This window comes from Bradyrhizobium sp. SHOUNA76, assembly GCF_023006445.1.
Taxonomy (GTDB): domain Bacteria; phylum Pseudomonadota; class Alphaproteobacteria; order Rhizobiales; family Xanthobacteraceae; genus Bradyrhizobium.
This window is the reverse complement of the sequence record NZ_JALBHA010000080.1, coordinates 1-17,406: the sequence shown is the minus strand read 5'-3', so window position 1 is coordinate 17,406 and position 17,406 is coordinate 1. Positions and strand designations below refer to the sequence as shown.

General features: G+C 63.5%; 19 protein-coding genes, 1 tRNA gene and 1 pseudogene. 12 read left to right on the top strand and 9 right to left on the bottom strand.

All coding sequences use genetic code 11. The annotated features are described in order from the left end of the window. Positions 1-189: 189 nt before the first annotated feature. Positions 190-603, bottom strand: coding sequence for a ribonuclease P protein component (gene rnpA / locus MOV74_RS12380; RefSeq protein WP_246922001.1), 414 nt, complete (start codon positions 601-603; stop codon positions 190-192). Positions 604-631: 28 nt separating this feature from the next. Continuing rightward, entirely contained in the window at positions 632-766 is a 135-nt protein-coding gene (gene rpmH, locus MOV74_RS12375) for a 50S ribosomal protein L34 (protein WP_008542748.1), read from the bottom strand. A 365-nt stretch (positions 767-1,131) separates the two neighbouring features. Between rpmH and MOV74_RS12370 the strand changes: the two genes are divergently transcribed. From MOV74_RS12370 to MOV74_RS12355, 4 genes are all read left to right on the top strand, one after another. Continuing rightward, positions 1,132-2,631, top strand: a complete 1,500-nt coding sequence (locus MOV74_RS12370; protein WP_246921998.1) for a HAMP domain-containing sensor histidine kinase — start codon at positions 1,132-1,134, stop codon at positions 2,629-2,631. Between the two features lie 290 nt (positions 2,632-2,921). After that, a tRNA-Arg gene (locus MOV74_RS12365) sits at positions 2,922-2,998 on the top strand. A 67-nt stretch (positions 2,999-3,065) separates the two neighbouring features. Beyond that, positions 3,066-3,422, top strand: coding sequence for a 6-carboxytetrahydropterin synthase QueD (queD, locus tag MOV74_RS12360; RefSeq protein ID WP_246921995.1), 357 nt, complete (start codon positions 3,066-3,068; stop codon positions 3,420-3,422). 66 nt (positions 3,423-3,488) lie between these two features. Beyond that, the gene (locus MOV74_RS12355) at positions 3,489-4,391 is read left to right on the top strand and encodes a hypothetical protein (protein ID WP_246921992.1); all 903 of its coding nucleotides are present in this window, start codon (positions 3,489-3,491) and stop codon (positions 4,389-4,391) included. Positions 4,392-4,398: 7 nt separating this feature from the next. Here the strand turns inward: MOV74_RS12355 and MOV74_RS12350 are convergent, their stop codons facing one another. After that, entirely contained in the window at positions 4,399-5,325 is a 927-nt protein-coding gene (locus MOV74_RS12350; RefSeq protein WP_246921990.1) for a cobaltochelatase CobT-related protein, read from the bottom strand. 158 nt (positions 5,326-5,483) lie between these two features. On the opposite strand from MOV74_RS12350, the gene MOV74_RS12345 reads away from it, so the two are divergent. Next, complete coding sequence (locus MOV74_RS12345) at positions 5,484-6,125, top strand: hypothetical protein (protein WP_246921987.1); 642 nt, start codon at positions 5,484-5,486, stop codon at positions 6,123-6,125. A 107-nt stretch (positions 6,126-6,232) separates the two neighbouring features. Here MOV74_RS12345 and MOV74_RS12340 read toward each other — a convergent pair whose 3' ends face one another. The 5 genes from MOV74_RS12340 to MOV74_RS12320 form a co-directional block, all read right to left on the bottom strand. After that, positions 6,233-7,024 carry a phytanoyl-CoA dioxygenase family protein gene (locus tag MOV74_RS12340; RefSeq protein WP_246921985.1) on the bottom strand — a complete coding sequence of 264 codons (792 nt, stop codon included), beginning with the start codon at positions 7,022-7,024 and terminating at the stop codon, positions 6,233-6,235. A 215-nt stretch (positions 7,025-7,239) separates the two neighbouring features. Further along, positions 7,240-7,503 carry a hypothetical protein gene (locus tag MOV74_RS12335; protein ID WP_246921983.1) on the bottom strand — a complete coding sequence of 88 codons (264 nt, stop codon included), beginning with the start codon at positions 7,501-7,503 and terminating at the stop codon, positions 7,240-7,242. Between the two features lie 139 nt (positions 7,504-7,642). Then, on the bottom strand, positions 7,643-8,056 hold the full coding sequence (rnk, locus tag MOV74_RS12330) for a nucleoside diphosphate kinase regulator (protein ID WP_246921981.1): 414 nt from the start codon (positions 8,054-8,056) through the stop codon (positions 7,643-7,645). Between the two features lie 10 nt (positions 8,057-8,066). Continuing rightward, entirely contained in the window at positions 8,067-8,549 is a 483-nt protein-coding gene (locus MOV74_RS12325) for a GreA/GreB family elongation factor (RefSeq protein ID WP_246921979.1), read from the bottom strand. A gap of 272 nt (positions 8,550-8,821) precedes the next feature. Continuing rightward, positions 8,822-9,148, bottom strand: a complete 327-nt coding sequence (locus MOV74_RS12320) for an antibiotic biosynthesis monooxygenase (RefSeq protein ID WP_246921977.1) — start codon at positions 9,146-9,148, stop codon at positions 8,822-8,824. A gap of 225 nt (positions 9,149-9,373) precedes the next feature. Between MOV74_RS12320 and MOV74_RS12315 the strand changes: the two genes are divergently transcribed. The 7 genes from MOV74_RS12315 (at position 9,374) to MOV74_RS12285 (ending at position 17,116) form a co-directional block, all read left to right on the top strand. Then, positions 9,374-10,039 (top strand): class I SAM-dependent methyltransferase, encoded by a 666-nt coding sequence (locus MOV74_RS12315; protein ID WP_246921975.1) that lies wholly within the window; start codon positions 9,374-9,376, stop codon positions 10,037-10,039. Positions 10,040-10,052: 13 nt separating this feature from the next. After that, positions 10,053-11,096, top strand: coding sequence for a zinc-binding dehydrogenase (locus MOV74_RS12310; protein WP_246921973.1), 1,044 nt, complete (start codon positions 10,053-10,055; stop codon positions 11,094-11,096). A 260-nt stretch (positions 11,097-11,356) separates the two neighbouring features. Beyond that, positions 11,357-13,522, top strand: a complete 2,166-nt coding sequence (locus tag MOV74_RS12305; protein ID WP_246921971.1) for an exopolysaccharide transport family protein — start codon at positions 11,357-11,359, stop codon at positions 13,520-13,522. Between the two features lie 2 nt (positions 13,523-13,524). After that, entirely contained in the window at positions 13,525-14,667 is a 1,143-nt protein-coding gene (locus MOV74_RS12300; protein WP_246921968.1) for a glycoside hydrolase family 5 protein, read from the top strand. An 85-nt stretch (positions 14,668-14,752) separates the two neighbouring features. After that, positions 14,753-16,312: a hypothetical protein gene (locus MOV74_RS12295; protein WP_246921965.1), complete on the top strand. Its 1,560-nt coding sequence runs from the start codon at positions 14,753-14,755 to the stop codon at positions 16,310-16,312. Between the two features lie 116 nt (positions 16,313-16,428). After that, entirely contained in the window at positions 16,429-16,647 is a 219-nt protein-coding gene (locus MOV74_RS12290) for a hypothetical protein (protein WP_246921962.1), read from the top strand. 10 nt (positions 16,648-16,657) lie between these two features. Then, entirely contained in the window at positions 16,658-17,116 is a 459-nt protein-coding gene (locus tag MOV74_RS12285; RefSeq protein WP_246921959.1) for a hypothetical protein, read from the top strand. Between the two features lie 53 nt (positions 17,117-17,169). Here the strand turns inward: MOV74_RS12285 and MOV74_RS12280 are convergent. Further along, a pseudogene (locus MOV74_RS12280) lies at positions 17,170-17,406 on the bottom strand (hypothetical protein); the annotation flags it as partial.

Sequence of the window (17,406 nt, the reverse complement as noted above, 5' to 3'; positions counted from 1 at the left end):
CTGCCCGGCGTCGCGGACGCGGTCGGCTGCGGCGTGCCCTTCTGGAGCTCGGCCTGGGTCTGCTGCTGGGCGCGCTGCTTCTCCATCGCCGGCACGTTGTAGAAATACTGCCAGGCGATCAGGACGAGGCCCGACAGAATGACGGCAAGGATGGTATTGCGATTGTCGGTCATCACTGGTGTCTCGTCATCAATCGGGTTTGCGGCTGGCGGCGGGAGCGGGGCCGGGCCTTGAGCGCTCAGTCCTTGGGCCGCGTCCCTTCGACAATCCCTTGGGCGCCTGCCGCGCGGGCTTCGTGAACGCCGTGCGGAGGTCGTCGAGCATGGTCGCGAAGGGGCGCGAGAGCGCGTCCCTTCGGCCAACCAGCACATAATCATGATGGGGCTGCATCGACACCGGATCGAGCCGCTTCACCAGTTCGCGAAGCCGGCGCCGGATGCGATTGCGCGCGGGGGCGTTGCCGTTCTTTTTGGTCACGGTGAAGCCGACCCGGACCGGGCCGCCGTCATCGCGGGGGCGGCTTTGCAGGACGAACGCGGGACTATTCACCCGCGCGCCATTGGCAACGGCGAGGAAATCCGCCCGCTGCCTCAGCCGATCCATGATGAAATCCCGGAAAAGGGGGTCCGGCTCAGGCGCTCAGACGCTTGCGGCCGCGAGCGCGGCGGGCGGCGAGAACCTTGCGGCCGCCGGCAGTGGCGAGACGGGCACGGAAGCCGTGACGGCGCTTGCGCACCAGTTTGCTGGGTTGATAAGTCCGCTTCACGGGTTTTTCTCCGCTGACCGGGCAATTTGCCTGTAGAATTGATGGTAAAGTCCGGAAGATGCGGCCCAAAACGGACCGTTTCCGGCCCCAAGAGAGCCGCTCCCGGTGTCGCACCGGGTCATCGCGGACAATTTGCGCGGCTTATAAGCGAGCGCCTTGTTTTCGTCAACGCCGCACAAGCGCACGTTTCCGGTGAATATCGCTGTTTGCTCGGGGTTTTTAACCCTTGAGGTAGCGACTCGCGATATCAGCGCTTACATCCCACCTTGGCAGATTAGCGATCCGTAATTTGACCCGACCGGGGTCGGGCCGCATCTTTCATAACGCCAATCCTTCACCCGCCAAAGGCAGCGAGGGCGAATTTCGTGGCAGCGACAGACCTCCAGCCGATCCAGGATCAGGATCAGCCGGACCCGCCGGCGGTGCGCCCCCGCGGGACGCGCGGGCTTGGGCTGTCAGGCAAGCTGCTGCTGCTCACCATTCCCCTGGTGATGATCGCGGCCATCCTGCTCTACGTGCCTGCCATTGCCAATTTCTGGGTCAACCGGCTGAACGACCGCGTCGCGGCGGCCAACACCGCGGCGCTGGTGCTGGACGCGGCGCCGCTCGGCATGGTCCCCGATTCGCTGTCGCGTCAGATCCTGAAAAGCATCAATGCCCGCGCCGTCGCCATCAAGATGGGCCAGCAGCGCCGGCTGCTCGCCAGCGACAACATTCCGGCCGCGATCGAGCATGACCTCGACCTGCGCGACATGACCGCCTGGGAGGCGATCACTGGCTCGTTCCGAATGATGCTGGAGACCGGCAACCAGGCCATCCGGATCGTCGGGCCCGGCGTTGGCAATGCCCAGTTCATCGAGATCGTGACCGACGAGCTGCCGCTGCGGCAGCAGATGTATCGTTTCTCCCGCAACCTCGTGGTGGTCGCGCTGATCATCGCGGCGCTGACCGCGGGGCTGGTCTATCTCGCGCTTCATTATCTCTTCGTGCGCCCGATGCGGCGGTTGACCGCGAGCCTGGTCGGCTTCCACGAGAACCCCGAGAGCTCCGCGGGCATCATCGTGCCCAGCCAGCGCAGCGACGAGATCGGGGTCGCCGAGCGCGAGTTGTCGGACATGCAGCGCGATTTGATGTCGATGCTGAACCAAAAGAGCCGGCTTGCCGCCCTTGGCCTCGCGGTGTCCAAGATCAATCACGATCTGCGCAATCTGCTGGCCTCGGCCCAGCTTCTGTCGGACCAGCTCGCCAGCGTGCCGGACCCGCGGGTGCAGCGCTTTGCGCCGAAACTGGTGCGCTCGCTCGAGCGCGCCATCGCCTTCTGCCAGTCGACGCTGTCCTACGGCCGCGCCCAGGAGGCCGCGCCGGACCGCCGCATGATCATGATCGAGCCCGTCGTGCTGGAGGTCCGTGAGACCGCGGGTCTCGCCTCCGACGCCTCGATCGCCTGGGTCGCTGCGATCGAGCGCGGGCTTGCGATCGATGCCGATCCCGATCAGTTGTTCCGGGTGCTGCTCAATCTCGTCCGCAACGCCGCCCAGGCGTTGGAGAGTCATTCCTCCGGCGAGGGGGGCCCGCAGCAGATCCGGATCACCGGAAAACGCGAGGGCGCCGTGGCGATCATCGAAGTTTCCGACACCGGCCCCGGCGTGCCCCAGAAGACCCGGGATCACCTGTTCGAGGCGTTCCAGACCTCCGGTCGCCCCGGCGGCAGTGGCCTTGGCCTGGCCATCGCCGCCGAGCTGGTCCGCGCCCATGGCGGCGACATTCACCTGGTCGAGGGCACCATCGGCGCCACCTTCCGCATCGTCATCCCCGACCGCCCCGTGGAGCTGCTCTCCATCCGCAACGAGCGGCAGAGGGCGTAGTCGGCCAGGAGGCCGATTGAACGAGCGGGTGATCGCCATGATTTCCGTCATTCCGGGATGGCCCAAAGGGCCAGGCCCGGAATCCATAACCCCGGCTGGTGGTTATGGATTCCGGGCTCGCGACTTCGTCGCGCCCCGGAATGACGATCAAGAGGCGGAATGCCCCAAAATACCGCCGACGCAGACCTTGCCAATCGGGACAAGAGCGGCTAGTCAAAGCGCTCTTTCGCACCCCCTCCGGCTTTGCCGGGGGCTGCTTGCGGGCCATGCCCGCGCTGTTTGCGAAAAACGCGCCCGTAGCTCAGCTGGATAGAGCATCAGACTACGAATCTGAGGGTCGGACGTTCGAATCGTTCCGGGCGCGCCATTCTTCGACGCCGGTCAGGCAATCCACATCCGAGATCGCGGATCGGCCGCGCGCCGTCGGGAACCAGATGAAGATATCACAGGCATTCAAATTCGAGGCAGCGCATCGGTTGCCCAAGGTGCCCGAGACGCACCGATGCAGCCGGCTGCATGGTCATTCCTACCGGGTCGAGGTCCAGCTCGACGGACCGGTCGACCCCCGCACGGGCTTCGTCGTGGACTTTTTCGATCTCGAGTCGAGCTTCGCCGATATCGTGGGCGCGTTGGACCACCGATGCTTGAACGACGTCGAGGGGCTCGAGAACCCGACGGCCGAGAACATTGCGATCTGGATATGGGACCGGCTGGCATCGAGCCTGCGGCAAATCTCGGCGGTCCGCGTCTACGAAACGGCGGAGTGCTGGGCCGAATATCACGGGCGGTGACGTAGAGCACCAGGGTTACCAATCTGAATGGTTCCGGGCGTGCCATTTCGATAGTAAGTTCGTCCCATGCCCAGTATCGATCGTCTGCTCTCCCGCCTCGTTCTATTCCTTGCAATCGCAGCCGCCCCGGTGCTTCCCGCAAGGGCGGCCGAAACCTGCCCGTTCATCAGCGCCAAGGAACTCGCCGGCGCGATGCCGGCGCTCAAATGGTCACTGATTTCAAATCAGGACGGCCGCGGCTGCATCTACCAGGCCGGGCGCGGCGACACGATGATGCTCTCCGTGTTCCGTAATCCCGACAAGGACCGCGCCAGGGAATTGTACGCGACCTTCGTCAAGACACTTGGCGAGCGCATGCCGCTGAACGCAGTGTCAGGGATCGGCGACGAAGGCCAGGGCGGAACGAGCGCCGCCGGCGCAGAGCGGCAGGAGGCCTCGGTCGTCGCCTTGTCCGGCGATTACATTCTGCAGATCACCGTCTATCCGGCCGGCCGGCGTGCCGACGATGCGCTGCTCGGACCGCTCACCGAAGCCGCGCGAATTGCCATCGCCAGCGTGAACAGGAGCAGCGAACGGTTCGGTAATTGCGAGTGGCTTGCGGCCGCGGATGCCGACGGCTTTCTCGACAGCAGCACGCTGACGGTGCAGCGGACCGGCGCGGGCAGCTGCATGATGTTCGATCGCGAGGCCAACACCATGACGGTCGCCGTGATCACGACTTCGCGCGACACCGCCATCGGCATGATGAAACGCGCAGGTCCCTGCAAGCATTTGGCGATACCCGAGCTCGGCAGTGAAGCGTTCGGCGAGCATTCCTGCACCAAGGGCAACGGCAACGCCGTCACCATCTATGTCTGGAAGAACGGCAAGCAGGCTTCGATCCTGTTCGCCCCGGTCAAGCCGCATCCGGAGTCCGGCTCGGTCGAGCGCCTGAAGGCGGTCGCCGGGCGGGTTTATGGAAAGCTGTAACGGCGCATCAAGGCGATGGGCGCAATAGCCGGTTGATGAGCTGAACGAGAGTGCTCTCCAGCTCTTCCGGCGAGCTGATGGTAATGCCGTGCTTGTAATATTGCTCGACCCGGTGGCTGATGCCTATTGCGGCAAGCCGGATGTCGCCCGCCTGCTGGATCTCGCTGATGACATGGCGCAAATGGTGGTCCAGATACCTGTCTCCATTCTCGAGCAATGTGGAATCGTCAACAGGCGCGCCGTCGGATAGCACGATCAGACATTTCTGCCTTTCCTCGCGTTGGCGCAAACGCGACGCGGCCCATTCAATAGCTTCGCCGTCGATATTCTCCTTGATGAGATCTGGCCGTAGCATGTCTGCGCAGCGTTGCGCGCTCAGCTTCCCACCGGTGCTGCAATAGATGATGTGAAGCAGGTCGTTCAGTCGCCCGGGATAGGCGGGCTGGCGGTCGTTCAACCATTTTTCCCGGCTCTGCCCGCCCTTCCAGCGCGACGTCGTGAAGCCGAGCACTTCCTGCTTTGCTCCCAGGCTTTCGAGCAGGTCGGAGGCGACCAGCGCAGCCCGGGCCGCGAAAAACATCGGTTGTCCGCGCATTGATCCGGAATGATCGATCAGCAAGGACACGATCGCATCGGCGCCATCGAACGCGGAGCTGTCTTGCGGCTGGGAAGGCGCAATGCGCGCACGCTGTGCCGCAAGGTCCTTTTCGAGGTCGTACAGCGGCCCGGGGTCGGTCACCGGAAAGCGCTGGGCCCAGCGGCGGTCAGGGAGCGACGCGAGGACGGCATCCAAGTCGTTCGCCTCGATCTCCAAATCATAGTCCCGGGTGTAGACCTGATAAGGCCGATCGGGATCAAATCGGATCGGCTTATGCAATGACCTCCGAAGCGATGGCAAAAAGCTCAACGCCATGAGCGCAACCAGTGCTGCCAAGAAAGCGTCACGCCAAAGCAAGCCGGGCTCCAGTGATTTCGATCGTCATGTGCATCCTTGCGAAAGATACGCTTTGCGTCCAGGCTTACGTCATGCAATTCTGGATTGAGTTTGCAAAGGAGCAACCCTCTGCTCCTGCTGTCCGGCAGAAAGCCTGAATGTCAGATCCTCGCACCTGGTCGGCAGCCAATAGCGTGATGTGTGTCGCCGCCGCGCTCCTGCTGTCGGTCCTCGCTGCGCACGCCCGGGAGGCGCAATGGTCTCCGTTGTGGGACGCCTTGGCGAAGCGGCCCGACGCAAAGGTCATCGACGCCGTCAATGACAAAGGCGAGGCGACACGGCGTATCGATCTCTCCTCGGGGGTTTCGTTCTTTTTGGAACGCCATGGAGACCAGATCACGAGCACCGGGATCGATAATAGCGGGCGCGGCGCCGTGCAATGCAGTTGGGAGATTTATGTCGGCGTTCGGTCCTACACCGAAGCTTGCCTGTCGGGCGAAGATCGAGGCTTCGAAGCCGATCTGGACGACGCGATAGATCGTATGAACGATTTTATCGTTGAGAACAGCCTTGTTCCAGTGACCAAATCGGAGCTTCAGGATGCTGCCCGGCAACGTGAGCAGCATGTCAAGCAGACTGTGGGCGGGCAATCCGACGACGATCGCCGCAAGCTATGCGAAGCCAACCCCATTCGTCCCATGAGCAGCGCATTGCGGTCCGCTTCGCACGACTCGCGGGTTTCGATCTTGAACAAGCTTTTGTCCGTCAAGCGACCGCCGGTAAAGAATCCTTGCCTCTAAGCGTGCCGCTGCCGGCGGCGCTGCGCAGCAGTCCTGGCGTCAGATCGCACATCTACACAGTATGGCAGGAGCATCCGGGGCCGCGAACGGTCCCGGATGCTGTCCAACTAGAAGCTCAATCCACAAGCCCGCCGGATCGCGATCTGAACTGGCGAAGGTGGCAACGCGGGATCAAGCTCGCCTCTCGGCAGCAGCGGAGGCTGTGCCATGAAGCGCGGCCGTTTCCCTCGGTGGGGTTGCGCGGCATGAACGAGGAACGGGTGGCACAGATAGACGCTGCCTGCCGCACCGGTCGCCAGCTCGATCTCGCAATCTCCGGTCGACGCATAGTCCTCGGCAGAGAGCTGCCGGAGCGTCGCGCCTGCCTCGCCATAAGGCAGTAGCTCCTGCGCGATAGTGGCATGCGAGCCTTTCCGGATCCGCGTGGGCGCATCATCGGCGCCGACATCCGAGAACAGGAAGAGCATCAGCAGCGCACGCCCGCTGCTTTTCACATTGACGCGCCATTCCATGAAATCCGCATTGGCGGTGCCAAAGCTCATGTCCACATGCCAGCCGTCATCACCGGGCGCTTCCTCTGACCGGAAGCGGATCGGAAAGGTTCCAAGGCCCGTGGGCGCAAGCCAGCGCCCTTCGCCAACGAGTTGATCGTAGGCGTTGTGCAGGGGCGGCGCGTTCGCGGCTTCAATGAAAGGGGGCGAAGCCTTGAATCCCACCCGGACAACGGGGCGAGTCCAAAGTTGAGGTTGGTCCGGTGACAGACCGATATCCGCCCACAATTCGTCCCTGCATTGCTTTGCAAGCTGAGCGCTGAAGGCGTTCTCGATCTTGACGAAACCGTCGTCGATGAAGTTCTGGACCTGACGAGGCGTCAGGCCAGCATGTTCGGTCTGGGGCATTGCACATTCTCCCTGCGGCTACCGCATCAGGCGCAGCCGGTTCGATCTGATCGGCGCGGATGCGCCGCGACGATTTCAGCCGTTCAGATCAGCAGGAAGAATGTGGACATGAACATCATGGTGGGAACGTATACCGCGGCGGACCCGGGAATCAAGACGCGCTGGACGGGTCGCAGAAAATGAACCGTTCGTAAGGATGCAAGGCGAAGGTGCAGCTATCTGTCCTCGCCGTCCCGCCGGCGGAAGGGATCGGCGACATCATCGTGACCGCTGCGGCTGCTGAAGAACATCAAGGCCATCAGCCCGCAGCCGATGAGCAGCGAGAAGAAACTTCCGAGACCAAGCGCGATCCAGCCATGCTTGCCCATTTCGACCCCGCTGCTGGCTCCCCAGACCGAGAAAGCCCAGACGCCGGTGAGAATCAGCATGGCTCCGAGAGCGACCAACAGGGCGATCTGGCCGGCACTGATGTTTTTCATGACGGTTCTCGCTGTCGTTGCCTGACGAGAGTCAATTGCGAAGAGAGAGGAGACGTTCCTGTCACGACGCCGGCCTCTGCGTGGCTCTCCTGAATTCGCCTGCCGAAAAGACGCCTTTTCGGCGAGATGCCGCAAGCCCTCATTCGGAGACGGCGAGAACGGTCAATCCCCTGGTGCGCGTGTCGGGCGTCTCGAATTCGATCCGCTGTCCCACCGAGAGGCCGATCAGCGCCGCTCCGACAGGCGTCAGGATCGAGATCCGGTTGAGTTCGATGTTCGCCTCGTGCGGATAGACCAGCACGATCTCCCGGCTCGCACCCGTCTCGTCATCGCGATAGGTCACTTTCGACCCCATCCTGATCACGCCGCGCAAGTCGTTCTCTTCCGTAACCGTCGCACGTTCCAGTTCTCGAGCCAGAAACTGGGCGACACGCGGAAATAGTTCCATGGTTGAATTTGCCAGCGAGCTGAGACGACGCGACTCGACTTCCGTGATCTTGATCGGTGGCAGCGCCGGCTGTTCTCGCCGAGTCCTGATTTCGAAGTTGCGCATTTGAATTCTCCTATGCTGCAGTTGGTCCGGGGTCGTCATCGAACGGCTTGCTTCGGCGTGCCCGGAAGAGAGGGACGACCTTTGGGCTTGATTGGGTTACGTTCTGAACCCTGACGACGTTCAGGCAGCCGGCGACGAAGTACGGCATCTGGTCGCCGACCTGCAGTCCGATCAAAGCCGCACCCAAAGGTGTTAGGACCGAAAGGCTGTCGGGATTCGACCAGTACTCCTCGGGCCAGACCAATTGCACGGTGCGACGCGGAACGCCCCAATTCGTGCAACAGGTGACCCATGATCCCACGGTCACGAGCGAACGGAGATCGTTCCCTTCGTCGGGCACGATGTCGGCGCGGTTGATCTCACTTATGAGGAAGATCCCGTCCAGGTCGCCTTTCTGCGCGGCACGGCGGGCAAGCTGTTCCAGCCGCGGGTAGTCCGATGCGGTGAGCGCGATTTTTGGAAGAGGCAGCACGGCACACTCCTTCTGCTTCAATACGACCTCTCGGGTGGAGGTCACGAAAGCTGGAAAAGAGCCCGGACGGCGCAAGCACCGTCCGGCTAACCGCCTGCTTGGAGGCGGCCGGCGTGAAGACTGAAACGCGCGGTGCGCGCATCTATGTCGACGACATATGCCATGACGCTCTGACTATAGTGATTGATTCCGCTGGCAACATTGCGGCGAAACCGCACAGTCGCGAGCACTGGATCTTTGCAACAAGCCGCCATTTGACGGCCATGCGAGCTTCAGCTCGACGGCTCAGCCTTTTACCGCAGTCCTTGTTCGTCGATCAGAATGCGATGGATTTCGATGCGCTGCGGCAGCTCGATCAGGAATTCCGCGTCGCGCGCGAGATGATGGACCTTGGTCGGCTCGCCCTTGGTGAAGGCCGTCATGGCCGCGATATCAGCCCAATAGGAAATGGTCGTGAACCACGTCTCATCATCGCGGTCCTCGCGCAATTGCTGCACTCCGAGCGCGGTCTTCAACAGCGGCGGAATGCCCTCGGCCTGCAGATAGGCCTGGTAGGCGTCGGCGAGATCGCGGTGGGTACGGCCCCGCCAGATGCGGGCGATGGTCGGTTTGGTCGGCATGGCGAGACTCCCTGCGAGGCGAACGCTGTGCCCCACACTCCCGTTCCATGCGTCGCTGCCGGTGACAGAATTTGTGCCGACCGTCGGCGGCGCCGTCGCACGAGTCCAGATCATTGATCTGCAGCAATGATGATCTTGACCGCAAATGCTAAAGCGATTCGCAAGTCGCGACTCTGGGCCAGCCAGTCGCGAGAATCGCAGCGTGTGCTGGAACCCGAGGACTCAATGGGACGACTCCTGAATATCGTGACGCCACTGCATACGGCGACCAAGCGCGACTACATGGGCCGCATGAACGACGACAAGATCGGCTGCTCGCTGAAGGCGCGGGAATACGAGGCCGATTATTGGGATGGCGACCGCCGCTTCGGCTATGGCGGCTACCGCTTCATCGAAGGGCGCTGGGCGCCGGTCGCCAAGGCGCTGATCGAGACCTATGGTCTGAAGAATGGGTCCAGCGTGCTCGACGTCGGCTGCGGCAAGGGCTTTCTGCTGTACGAGATGCAGAAGATCCTGCCGGGTTTGAAGGTCGTCGGCTTCGACATCTCCAAGCATGGTCTCGAAAATGCGCACGAGCAGGTGAAGCCGCACCTCTTCAACTATCGTGCCCAGGACATCTATCCCTATGGCGACGAAAGTTTCGATCTCGTCATCTCGCTGGGTACCCTGCACAATCTCCGACTGTATGAACTCGAGGCGGCGCTCAAGCAGGTCGAGCGGGTCGGCAAGAACAAATACGTCATGGTCGAGGGCTACCGGAACGTCGCCGAATTGCACAACCTCGAATGCTGGGCGCTGACGGCGGAGTCCATCCTGCACACGTCGGAATGGATCTGGCTGTACGGCAAGCTCGGCTACACCGGCGATTACGAATTCATCTATTTCGAGTGATCGGGCGCTCCTCATGGACATCAAGACTGCCAAGGCGGCCATTCTCGTCGAATCGGGCAAGCCGCTGATCGTCGACGAGTTCACCTTGCCGGATCGGCTCGAGCACGGCCAGGTGCTCGCGCACGTGCACACGTCGAGCATCTGCGGCGCGCAGATCAACGAGATCGACGCCGTCAAAGGCGTCGACAAGTTCCTGCCGCACCTCTTGGGGCACGAAGCGCTGGCAACCATCGTCGAGACCGGACCCGGCGTCGTCTCCTGCAAGCAGGGCGACACCGTCGTCATGCATTGGCGGCCGGGCAAGGGCATCCAGTCCAATACTCCGGTCTATTCCTGGCGCGGCAAGCGCCTCAATGCGGGCTGGGTCACCACCTTCAACGACTACGCCGTGGTGTCCGAGAATCGCGTTACGCCCGTTCCGGCCTCGATCGACCGCACCAGCGCGCCGCTGCTCGGCTGCGCGGTGACGACCGCGCTCGGTGTCGTCAACAACGATGCGCAAATCGCCATCGGCGAGGCCGTCGTCGTGTTCGGCGTCGGCGGCGTCGGATTGAACATCGTGCAATTTGCCGCGATGGTGGGCGCCTATCCCGTCATCGCGATCGACCGCCTCGACAACAAGCTCGAGATGGCGAGGCAGTTCGGCGCCACCCACACCATCAACTCCGAAGCGGTCAATGATGTGGCTGCCGACGTTCGGTCGATCACGGGCACTGAGGGACCCGACAAGGTCGTCGAAACCACCGGCGTCAAGAATTTGATCGAGCTCGCCTACGAGATCACGGCGAAGAAGGGCCGCTGCATCCTCGTCGGCGTTCCCCGCGAGAAGGCCGAAATCTACACGCTGCCGCTCCACTTCGAGAAGGTGCTGAAGGGCTCGGAAGGCGGGCAATGCCAGCCGGCGCGCGATATCCCGCGTCTCGTTCGGCTGAGCGATGCCGGCAAGGTGAGCTACCGCGGGATCGTGACCCACGAGTTCGCGCTTGACGGCGTCAATGACGCGTTGGACCTGATGCGCAGCGGCACATCGGGGCGAATTCTGCTGAACATCAGCTGAGCGCGGCGACCAGGTCGCAAGCCTGGTCGAGGCCGACGGCACCGCAAGTCCGGCGCGAAGAGCATCCAAGCCGTTCTCTTCAGCCTGAAAGGGGGCCGTTCGCAGGCCTTTCGGCATCTGCAATAGCGCCGCTGCTGACGGCGTAGCCAGGCAGCACGTCATGACGGCTTCGCGCCGGCCGTAACCGCCGGTTAACCATGGATATTTACGGTGTCGAAAGCCTCTGAACTGTGACTGTCAGTTGATTTCGAGTCGAGCCCATGGCGTTCGGTAGCCGCCCATCTCCGCGAAGCATCGCCCCGACGGAGCCAGCGGCTTCGTGGGAAGCGCCGCGGGCTGCGCGGACGAAACCCGATGGTGCCGCGCCGACCCTGATCAAGGGATCGCTGACCGTCTCCGGAGCTCTCTCTTTCCTGCGCGAGAACGGCCGGCGCATTCTGATGCTGGCATTGGCGCTATTCGCCTTCGGCGTCGTCGTTCTCATGGTTCTGCCGGTCCGGTACGCCGCGACGGCCCTGGTCGTGCTCGACCCCCGGGAGCTGCGTGTCACCACGGAGCAGGACGTTTTGCCGGGCATCGGCCAGGACGCCGCAGCGCTTCAGAGCCAGATCGAGATCGCCAAGTCGGATGGCTTTCTCCGCCCCCTGATCGAACAGCTCAAGATCGCCGACGACGATGACATCGCGGGCGGTCATACCGACATGACGCGCCTGCTCGAAAAATTCCGCAGCCGCCTCGAGATCACGCGCCGAGGACTCACCTACGTCATTGCGGTTTCGTTCACCTCCAACCGCCCCGAGCGGGCCGCTTATTATGCCAACGCCGTCGCCGAGGCGTTCGTGGCCAGCCAGGGCCGTGTCCGCACCGAGGCCACGGACGAGGCCGCCGACTGGCTCAAGGACCGGCTGAAGACATTGAACGAGCGCCTGCGCGCCTCGGAAGACGCCGTCGCCGCCTTCAGGCTCGAGCACAAGATCCTCAATGCCGGCAAGGATTCGACCACCCAGCAATTGCGGGTGACCGATCTCAATCAGCAGGTCTCCGCCGCACGTCTGCGTACCGAGGAAGCCAAGGCGCGCTACGAGCAGGTGCAGCGCGATCTCAAGGCCAATGTCGAAGGGCCGGTGAAGCAGGACCTGCTGAGCATGCTGCGGGCGCAGCGCTCGACCCTGAATGACCAGATCGCGCAGAAGAAGGCGGTGTACGGCGAGCGCCATCCCGACCTCGCGATCTCCTACAGCCAGCTGGCCGACATCAACCGGCAGATCGAGGTCGAGCGGAAGAAGAACATCGACACCGCCAAGTCCGAATATGAAGCCCAGCTGGAGCAGCAGAACGCGCTGGAAAAGCAGCTCAAGGCGGTCGAGACGCAAATGCTGGTCGACGGGCAGGCGCTGGTGAAGCTGCAGGAGCTGCAGCGCGACGCCGACGCCAACAGGAACATCTACGAGCAGTTCCTGTCGCGGTTCAAGACCACCAACGAGCAGCGTCAGCTGCAGGCGTCCCAGACCAAGATCGCTTCGCCCGCCATTCCGCCGCTGCGCTCGACGCGCCCGCCGTTCGCTCTGCTGCTGGCGGCGCTGGCGATCGGCTCGCTGCTGACGTCGACCGCCGCAATTGCGGTGATGACGAGCATGTCCGACCAGTCTGCGCCCATCGAAGCTCCCGTGCATGCCGCGGTGGAGAACACGCAGGGTCGGCAAGTCCAGGTTCAAGTCCAGCCTCAAGCTCAGCCTCCGGCCGCTGCCGTGGGCCGGCCCGAGACGATGCCGCGCCTTCCTGTCTGGGCCCGCATCCCCGATCTTTCGTCTGGAGCCAACACCAACACCGTCTGGCAAAGACCGATTGCGGCCTCGGCCGAGCTCGATCTCGGTGCCTATCTGCGGCCGCTGCTCGAGCGGATAGATCGCGTGCCGGTGCGCGGTTGCAAGGTCGCCCTCGTGTTGTCGGTCGGCAAGAGCGCCGGCGGCAACACCGTTGCGCGCTCCCTGAATCGCGCCGCCGTGACGCGCGGCATGATGAGCGTATTGATCCGGCTGCAGGGGGAATTCGCAGGTCACCAGCCTCCGGTGACCGAATGGAATGACGGCTCGACCACGGCGGGACTGCAGTCGATCGACGAGCTCCTCAGTGCCGGCCGAAAGGCCGATGCGAGTCCCGAGGACGATATTCGTTCGGAATTCGACCTGATCATCGTCCACGCCGGCAATCTCGCCTTGCAGCCCGACGCCATCGCGCTGGCGGCGCACGCGGATCTCATCGTCCTGGTGGCGCGCGCCGGCGAGCTCGGTTCGGCGGCGATGCGCAGGGTGACTACGGCGCTGTCGCGCTACGAGGCCGTGCCGACAGGTCTGGTCGTCAATCATGCGCCTGCGGGCTCGCTGTCGCCGCACCCCGAGGGTGGCGCATTGGGCCTTGCGGTTTGACCATGACATCGTCGCGCCGTCGTCCGCTGGCCGCGGCGATGCTTCTGTGGATCTCGTCAGGCTCGCCGGTCTTCGCCGGCGATTGCGTGCCCGTGCCGCAGACGGTCGCGCCGGATCGGCTTGCCGCACTGTCCCGCGGCTTCAATGCCGATGGTTGGATCAACGGCGCGGCCCCGAGCCGCGAGCTGCTGCAGCAACTGCGCAGGGCGGGAATGAGCCATGTTCGCCTGCCGGTGCCGGCAGAGCGCGTGATGCCTCGTTTCGCTGCGAAGGCCGAGCGCGACGAGACGCTGCGCGTGCTCGACCAAGCGCTGAAGCAGCTCACCGCGCTCGGCTACTCCACGTCCGTCGATCTTCATCCCGGCGAGCGCTTCAATCGCCTGCACAAGGAGGATCCGGACGCGGCGCTGCGTCAGATGCAGGAGGCCTGGAGCGGTCTTGCTGAGGTCATTCGATCCTATCCGCCCGATCGCATCTTCGCCGAGCTGCTCAACGAGCCCGATGTCGACGCCGACAGATGGCAGACGGAGGTCGAAGCGCTCGCCGTCTTCGTGCGCGGATTGCTTCCCAAGACGACCCTCGTCATAGGCCCGGTCAACTGGCAGCGCGCGGATTCGCTGCCACGATTCCGGCCGCTGCCGGATCCCGACATCGTCTATGCCATCCACTTCTATGATCCCATGGTGTTCACCCATCAGGCCCACTGGGATGCGCAGGATCCGCTGCACGACATCATCGATCTGCCTTATCCGATCAACGCGGGCGATCCCAAAGTTCAGGCAATCCGCCAGGATTTGCAGGCGAGGGGCGCGACCAAGGCACTCGGCATGCTCGACGTTGCGATTGCCGCCGCCAAGGACAGGCCGGGCGCCGATCGCTGGCTCGCGCCGGCGCTGCAATGGCAGCAGCAGTTCGCGCGGCCGATCATCGTCAACGAATTCGGCGTGTTGAAAGCCGGCGCTCCCAGGGAGAGCCGGATGCGCTGGCTGGCGGAAGTCACCGCTTATGCCCGCGATCATTGCTGGGGCTGGGCGCATTGGGAGCTGGCGCAGGGTTTTGGCCTCGTCGACCGCAGCACCGGCAAGCCCGATCCCGACGTGATGCGGGCGCTGCTCGGCGGAGCGGCACGGCCCGGCCGGCGCTGATCGCTCTTCGCGTTCCGCTATCGTTAACGAATCCTTACACATCGCCCCGCTATCGTGCTCGACGCGCGATGCCAAAGGACGATCAATGAGCGCCGGGTCCTCACCTCAGGTTCAGACCGTGCAGGTCGCGCCATCGCCGCCCGCCTGGCGCGAGCTGGTCCTGACCCTCTGCATCGCCGTGGCGACGATCGGTTTTGCGCCGGTCCTGCACCTCGCCAATCCGGCGTTGGGCATTGCCGTCGTGGTCCTCGTCGGCATCGCCATCGTCGTGGCGGTCCCGACCTACGCGCCCGCCATCGCGATCTTCGTTCTGTTCTTCCAGAATCTGTTCGTCTCGATCCTGTCTCCGCTGATCCCGCTGCCGTCCGATCTCGACTTCATCAAGGGCTACAATTTTCTCGTCTGCTCCGTCATGTGGCTGGCGACGTTCGGCCTCTACGTGCTGGGCCAGAGGAATCAGTCGGCTGAGGTGAACCGGATCATGCGTTGGGGTGTGATCACCCTCGCCGTGGTGTCGCTGTATTTCGCGATCGGCTTCATCCAGGACGGACAGCCTGCGGCGGTTTATCTGCGCAATATCGTGATGCCGCTGTTCCTGTTCCAGCTGTCGCTTTTGACAGCCGCGACCTATGAGGTGCGCATCACGCCCTTCCTGGTGACGCTCGCGGTCATTCTCATGGTGTGCGGCTACGTCGAGCTCGCCTTCCGCGATTTTTGGCTCGCCGTCACCAACGGATACACGTTCTGGGGTTTCGACGAGCTCAAGGCGACACACTCCGGCGTCTGGGAAGCCCAGATGAGGGCCACCGGCAACGTGCCCGTCGATCTCAAGGATCGTTTCAGCTTCGACTTCCTGAACACGCCCCTGCTGGAAGGGTTCGGCCTGTCGAAGATGCTGCGCATCCACGGTCCGAACATGCACCCGATCAGCTTCGCCTACGGGATCGGCTTTCTCGGCCTGTTCCTGTGCTCGGTGGGACGTCCGCTCCTGGCCCTGGCGGCGTTGCCGCTCCTGGTGTTTTGCAGCGTGAAGGGAGCGCTCATCGTCGTGGTCTTCGTCGCCGCGGCCTGGATCTCGACCCGGCTGCTCGGTGCGGTGGTGACGCTGTTGCTCGGCTTTCTGGGCCTGATCGCCTTTGCGATTCTGGCGATCCGTGTCGGCTTGCAGATCGGCGACTATCACGTCATCGGCCTCATGGGGGGGCTGAATGGATTCTTGGAGCGACCGTTCGGCCGCGGCCTCGGCGTCGGCGGCAATTTGTCAGACAGCTATTTTTCCATCGACTGGAGTGCCGCGCAGGCGGCCGGAACGATCGATGGCGCGGTCGAAAGCGCGGTCGGTGTGCTGCTGTACCAGATGGGCATCGCCGCCTTCGTGCCGCTTGCCTTCTATTTCGCGATGGCGCTCAAGGCCTGGCGACTGTACGCGTCGTCAGGATATCTGACGCAGGGTCTGGCCGGCTTCGGCGTCATGGTCGTGCTGCTCAACGGATTGTTTCAGGAAGAGGCCTTGTTCGCGCCGCTGGCGCTCGGGCTCATGCTCTCGCTCACTGGCCTCGTCATCGGCAGCCATGTGAGAATGCAGGCCGTCGCCCGCGAGGAGGCCGAGTTCGAGCAGCTGACGCGGTACCAGCCCGTGACGTAGGCCGGCGGAGTGCCAACGGTCCTGCTCGACGCGGCCCTCAGGGCCGCGCCCAATCCAGGAACTTCCACTTTTTCCCTGCGTTGAACAGCGGCCCACAGCAGCGGCCGACGCACGCCATGAAGAACCTTTCCAACACCGAGTTCTCCCCTGAGGTGATCGAGCTCATGACCACCGCTCTGCAAGCCGCGGTTGCCACGTTGCCGGAGCCCGTGCACTCTTCGCACGTCAACGCACTCGCCGAATCCATTCTGCGCACGGCTGGTGCGGGCGAGCACAATGTCGCGACTTTGCAGCGGATCGCCCTGATGGAGCTGCAACTGGCGCCGCGCAAATGATGAGGCCCGCATGAAGACGATCATTGTTGCCGCCGTTGCGCTGTCTGCCACCCTGTGCGTTGCCCGGGCCGACAGCTGGACCAGCTACCGGATTCCGGAGTCAGGGACCTCGGTCGAAATTCCCGCCTCGGTTTTCACGGAGACGGCCGGCAAGCCCGACGGCTACGGCCAGCAATTTCGCACGTCCGACGGCAGGGCTGATCTCACCGTCCAGGCCGTTGCCAACCGGCAGGGTCTTTCGCCGGCTGAATTCCTGGCCAGGAAGAATCCCCCGCCCGGGATCATCTACAAGCGCATTGCGCCCGATTTCTTCGTGGTTTCCAGCGTCAAGCGCGGCACAATCTGGTACGACCGCTGCAATTTCGCGCGGGGATACGTGCACTGCGTGCTGGTCAATTATCCCGCGGCCGAGAAGCGGCAATGGGATCGACTTGTCACGCGGATCAGCCACAGCCTGAGGGGCGGCTGAACCGGACCACGGAGAAGAGCTGCCCGGCTAAGCCGGGCAGCAGGTCGTGAGGATTAGCGCGCTGTCGTTGACGTGGTCGACATGGACGGCTTCGAACCCGGCACATGCGACATTGTCTTGGTGGTCGAACCGACCTCTTCACCGGCCTTGACCTTGGTGCGCGTGTGCGAGCGGCTGAACGTGCCGCCCTCATGGGCCTGCGCGCGGGCGTTGGAATTCATCACCGGGCCGTTGCCCTTGTTCATGCTGACGCCGGTCCGGGCCTTGCCGTCGGCGGCCGCGGCGCTTCC

Excerpts from the sequence above, each read along its gene's own strand:
- MOV74_RS12305 (WP_246921971.1), top strand. The coding sequence starts at position 11,357 with ATGGCGTTCGGTAGCCGCCCATCTCCGCGAAGCATCGCCCCGACGGAG.
- queD (WP_246921995.1), top strand. The coding sequence starts at position 3,066 with ATGAAGATATCACAGGCATTCAAATTCGAGGCAGCGCATCGGTTGCCC.
- MOV74_RS12345 (WP_246921987.1), top strand. The coding sequence starts at position 5,484 with ATGTCAGATCCTCGCACCTGGTCGGCAGCCAATAGCGTGATGTGTGTC.
- rnpA (WP_246922001.1), bottom strand. The coding sequence starts at position 603 with ATGGATCGGCTGAGGCAGCGGGCGGATTTCCTCGCCGTTGCCAATGGC.
- MOV74_RS12290 (WP_246921962.1), top strand. The coding sequence starts at position 16,429 with ATGAAGAACCTTTCCAACACCGAGTTCTCCCCTGAGGTGATCGAGCTC.
- MOV74_RS12310 (WP_246921973.1), top strand. The coding sequence starts at position 10,053 with ATGGACATCAAGACTGCCAAGGCGGCCATTCTCGTCGAATCGGGCAAG.
- MOV74_RS12335 (WP_246921983.1), bottom strand. The coding sequence starts at position 7,503 with ATGAAAAACATCAGTGCCGGCCAGATCGCCCTGTTGGTCGCTCTCGGA.
- MOV74_RS12300 (WP_246921968.1), top strand. The coding sequence starts at position 13,525 with ATGACATCGTCGCGCCGTCGTCCGCTGGCCGCGGCGATGCTTCTGTGG.
- MOV74_RS12320 (WP_246921977.1), bottom strand. The coding sequence starts at position 9,148 with ATGCCGACCAAACCGACCATCGCCCGCATCTGGCGGGGCCGTACCCAC.
- MOV74_RS12355 (WP_246921992.1), top strand. The coding sequence starts at position 3,489 with ATGCCCAGTATCGATCGTCTGCTCTCCCGCCTCGTTCTATTCCTTGCA.
- MOV74_RS12315 (WP_246921975.1), top strand. The coding sequence starts at position 9,374 with ATGGGACGACTCCTGAATATCGTGACGCCACTGCATACGGCGACCAAG.
- MOV74_RS12285 (WP_246921959.1), top strand. The coding sequence starts at position 16,658 with ATGAAGACGATCATTGTTGCCGCCGTTGCGCTGTCTGCCACCCTGTGC.
- rnk (WP_246921981.1), bottom strand. The coding sequence starts at position 8,056 with ATGCGCAACTTCGAAATCAGGACTCGGCGAGAACAGCCGGCGCTGCCA.
- MOV74_RS12295 (WP_246921965.1), top strand. The coding sequence starts at position 14,753 with ATGAGCGCCGGGTCCTCACCTCAGGTTCAGACCGTGCAGGTCGCGCCA.
- MOV74_RS12340 (WP_246921985.1), bottom strand. The coding sequence starts at position 7,024 with ATGCCCCAGACCGAACATGCTGGCCTGACGCCTCGTCAGGTCCAGAAC.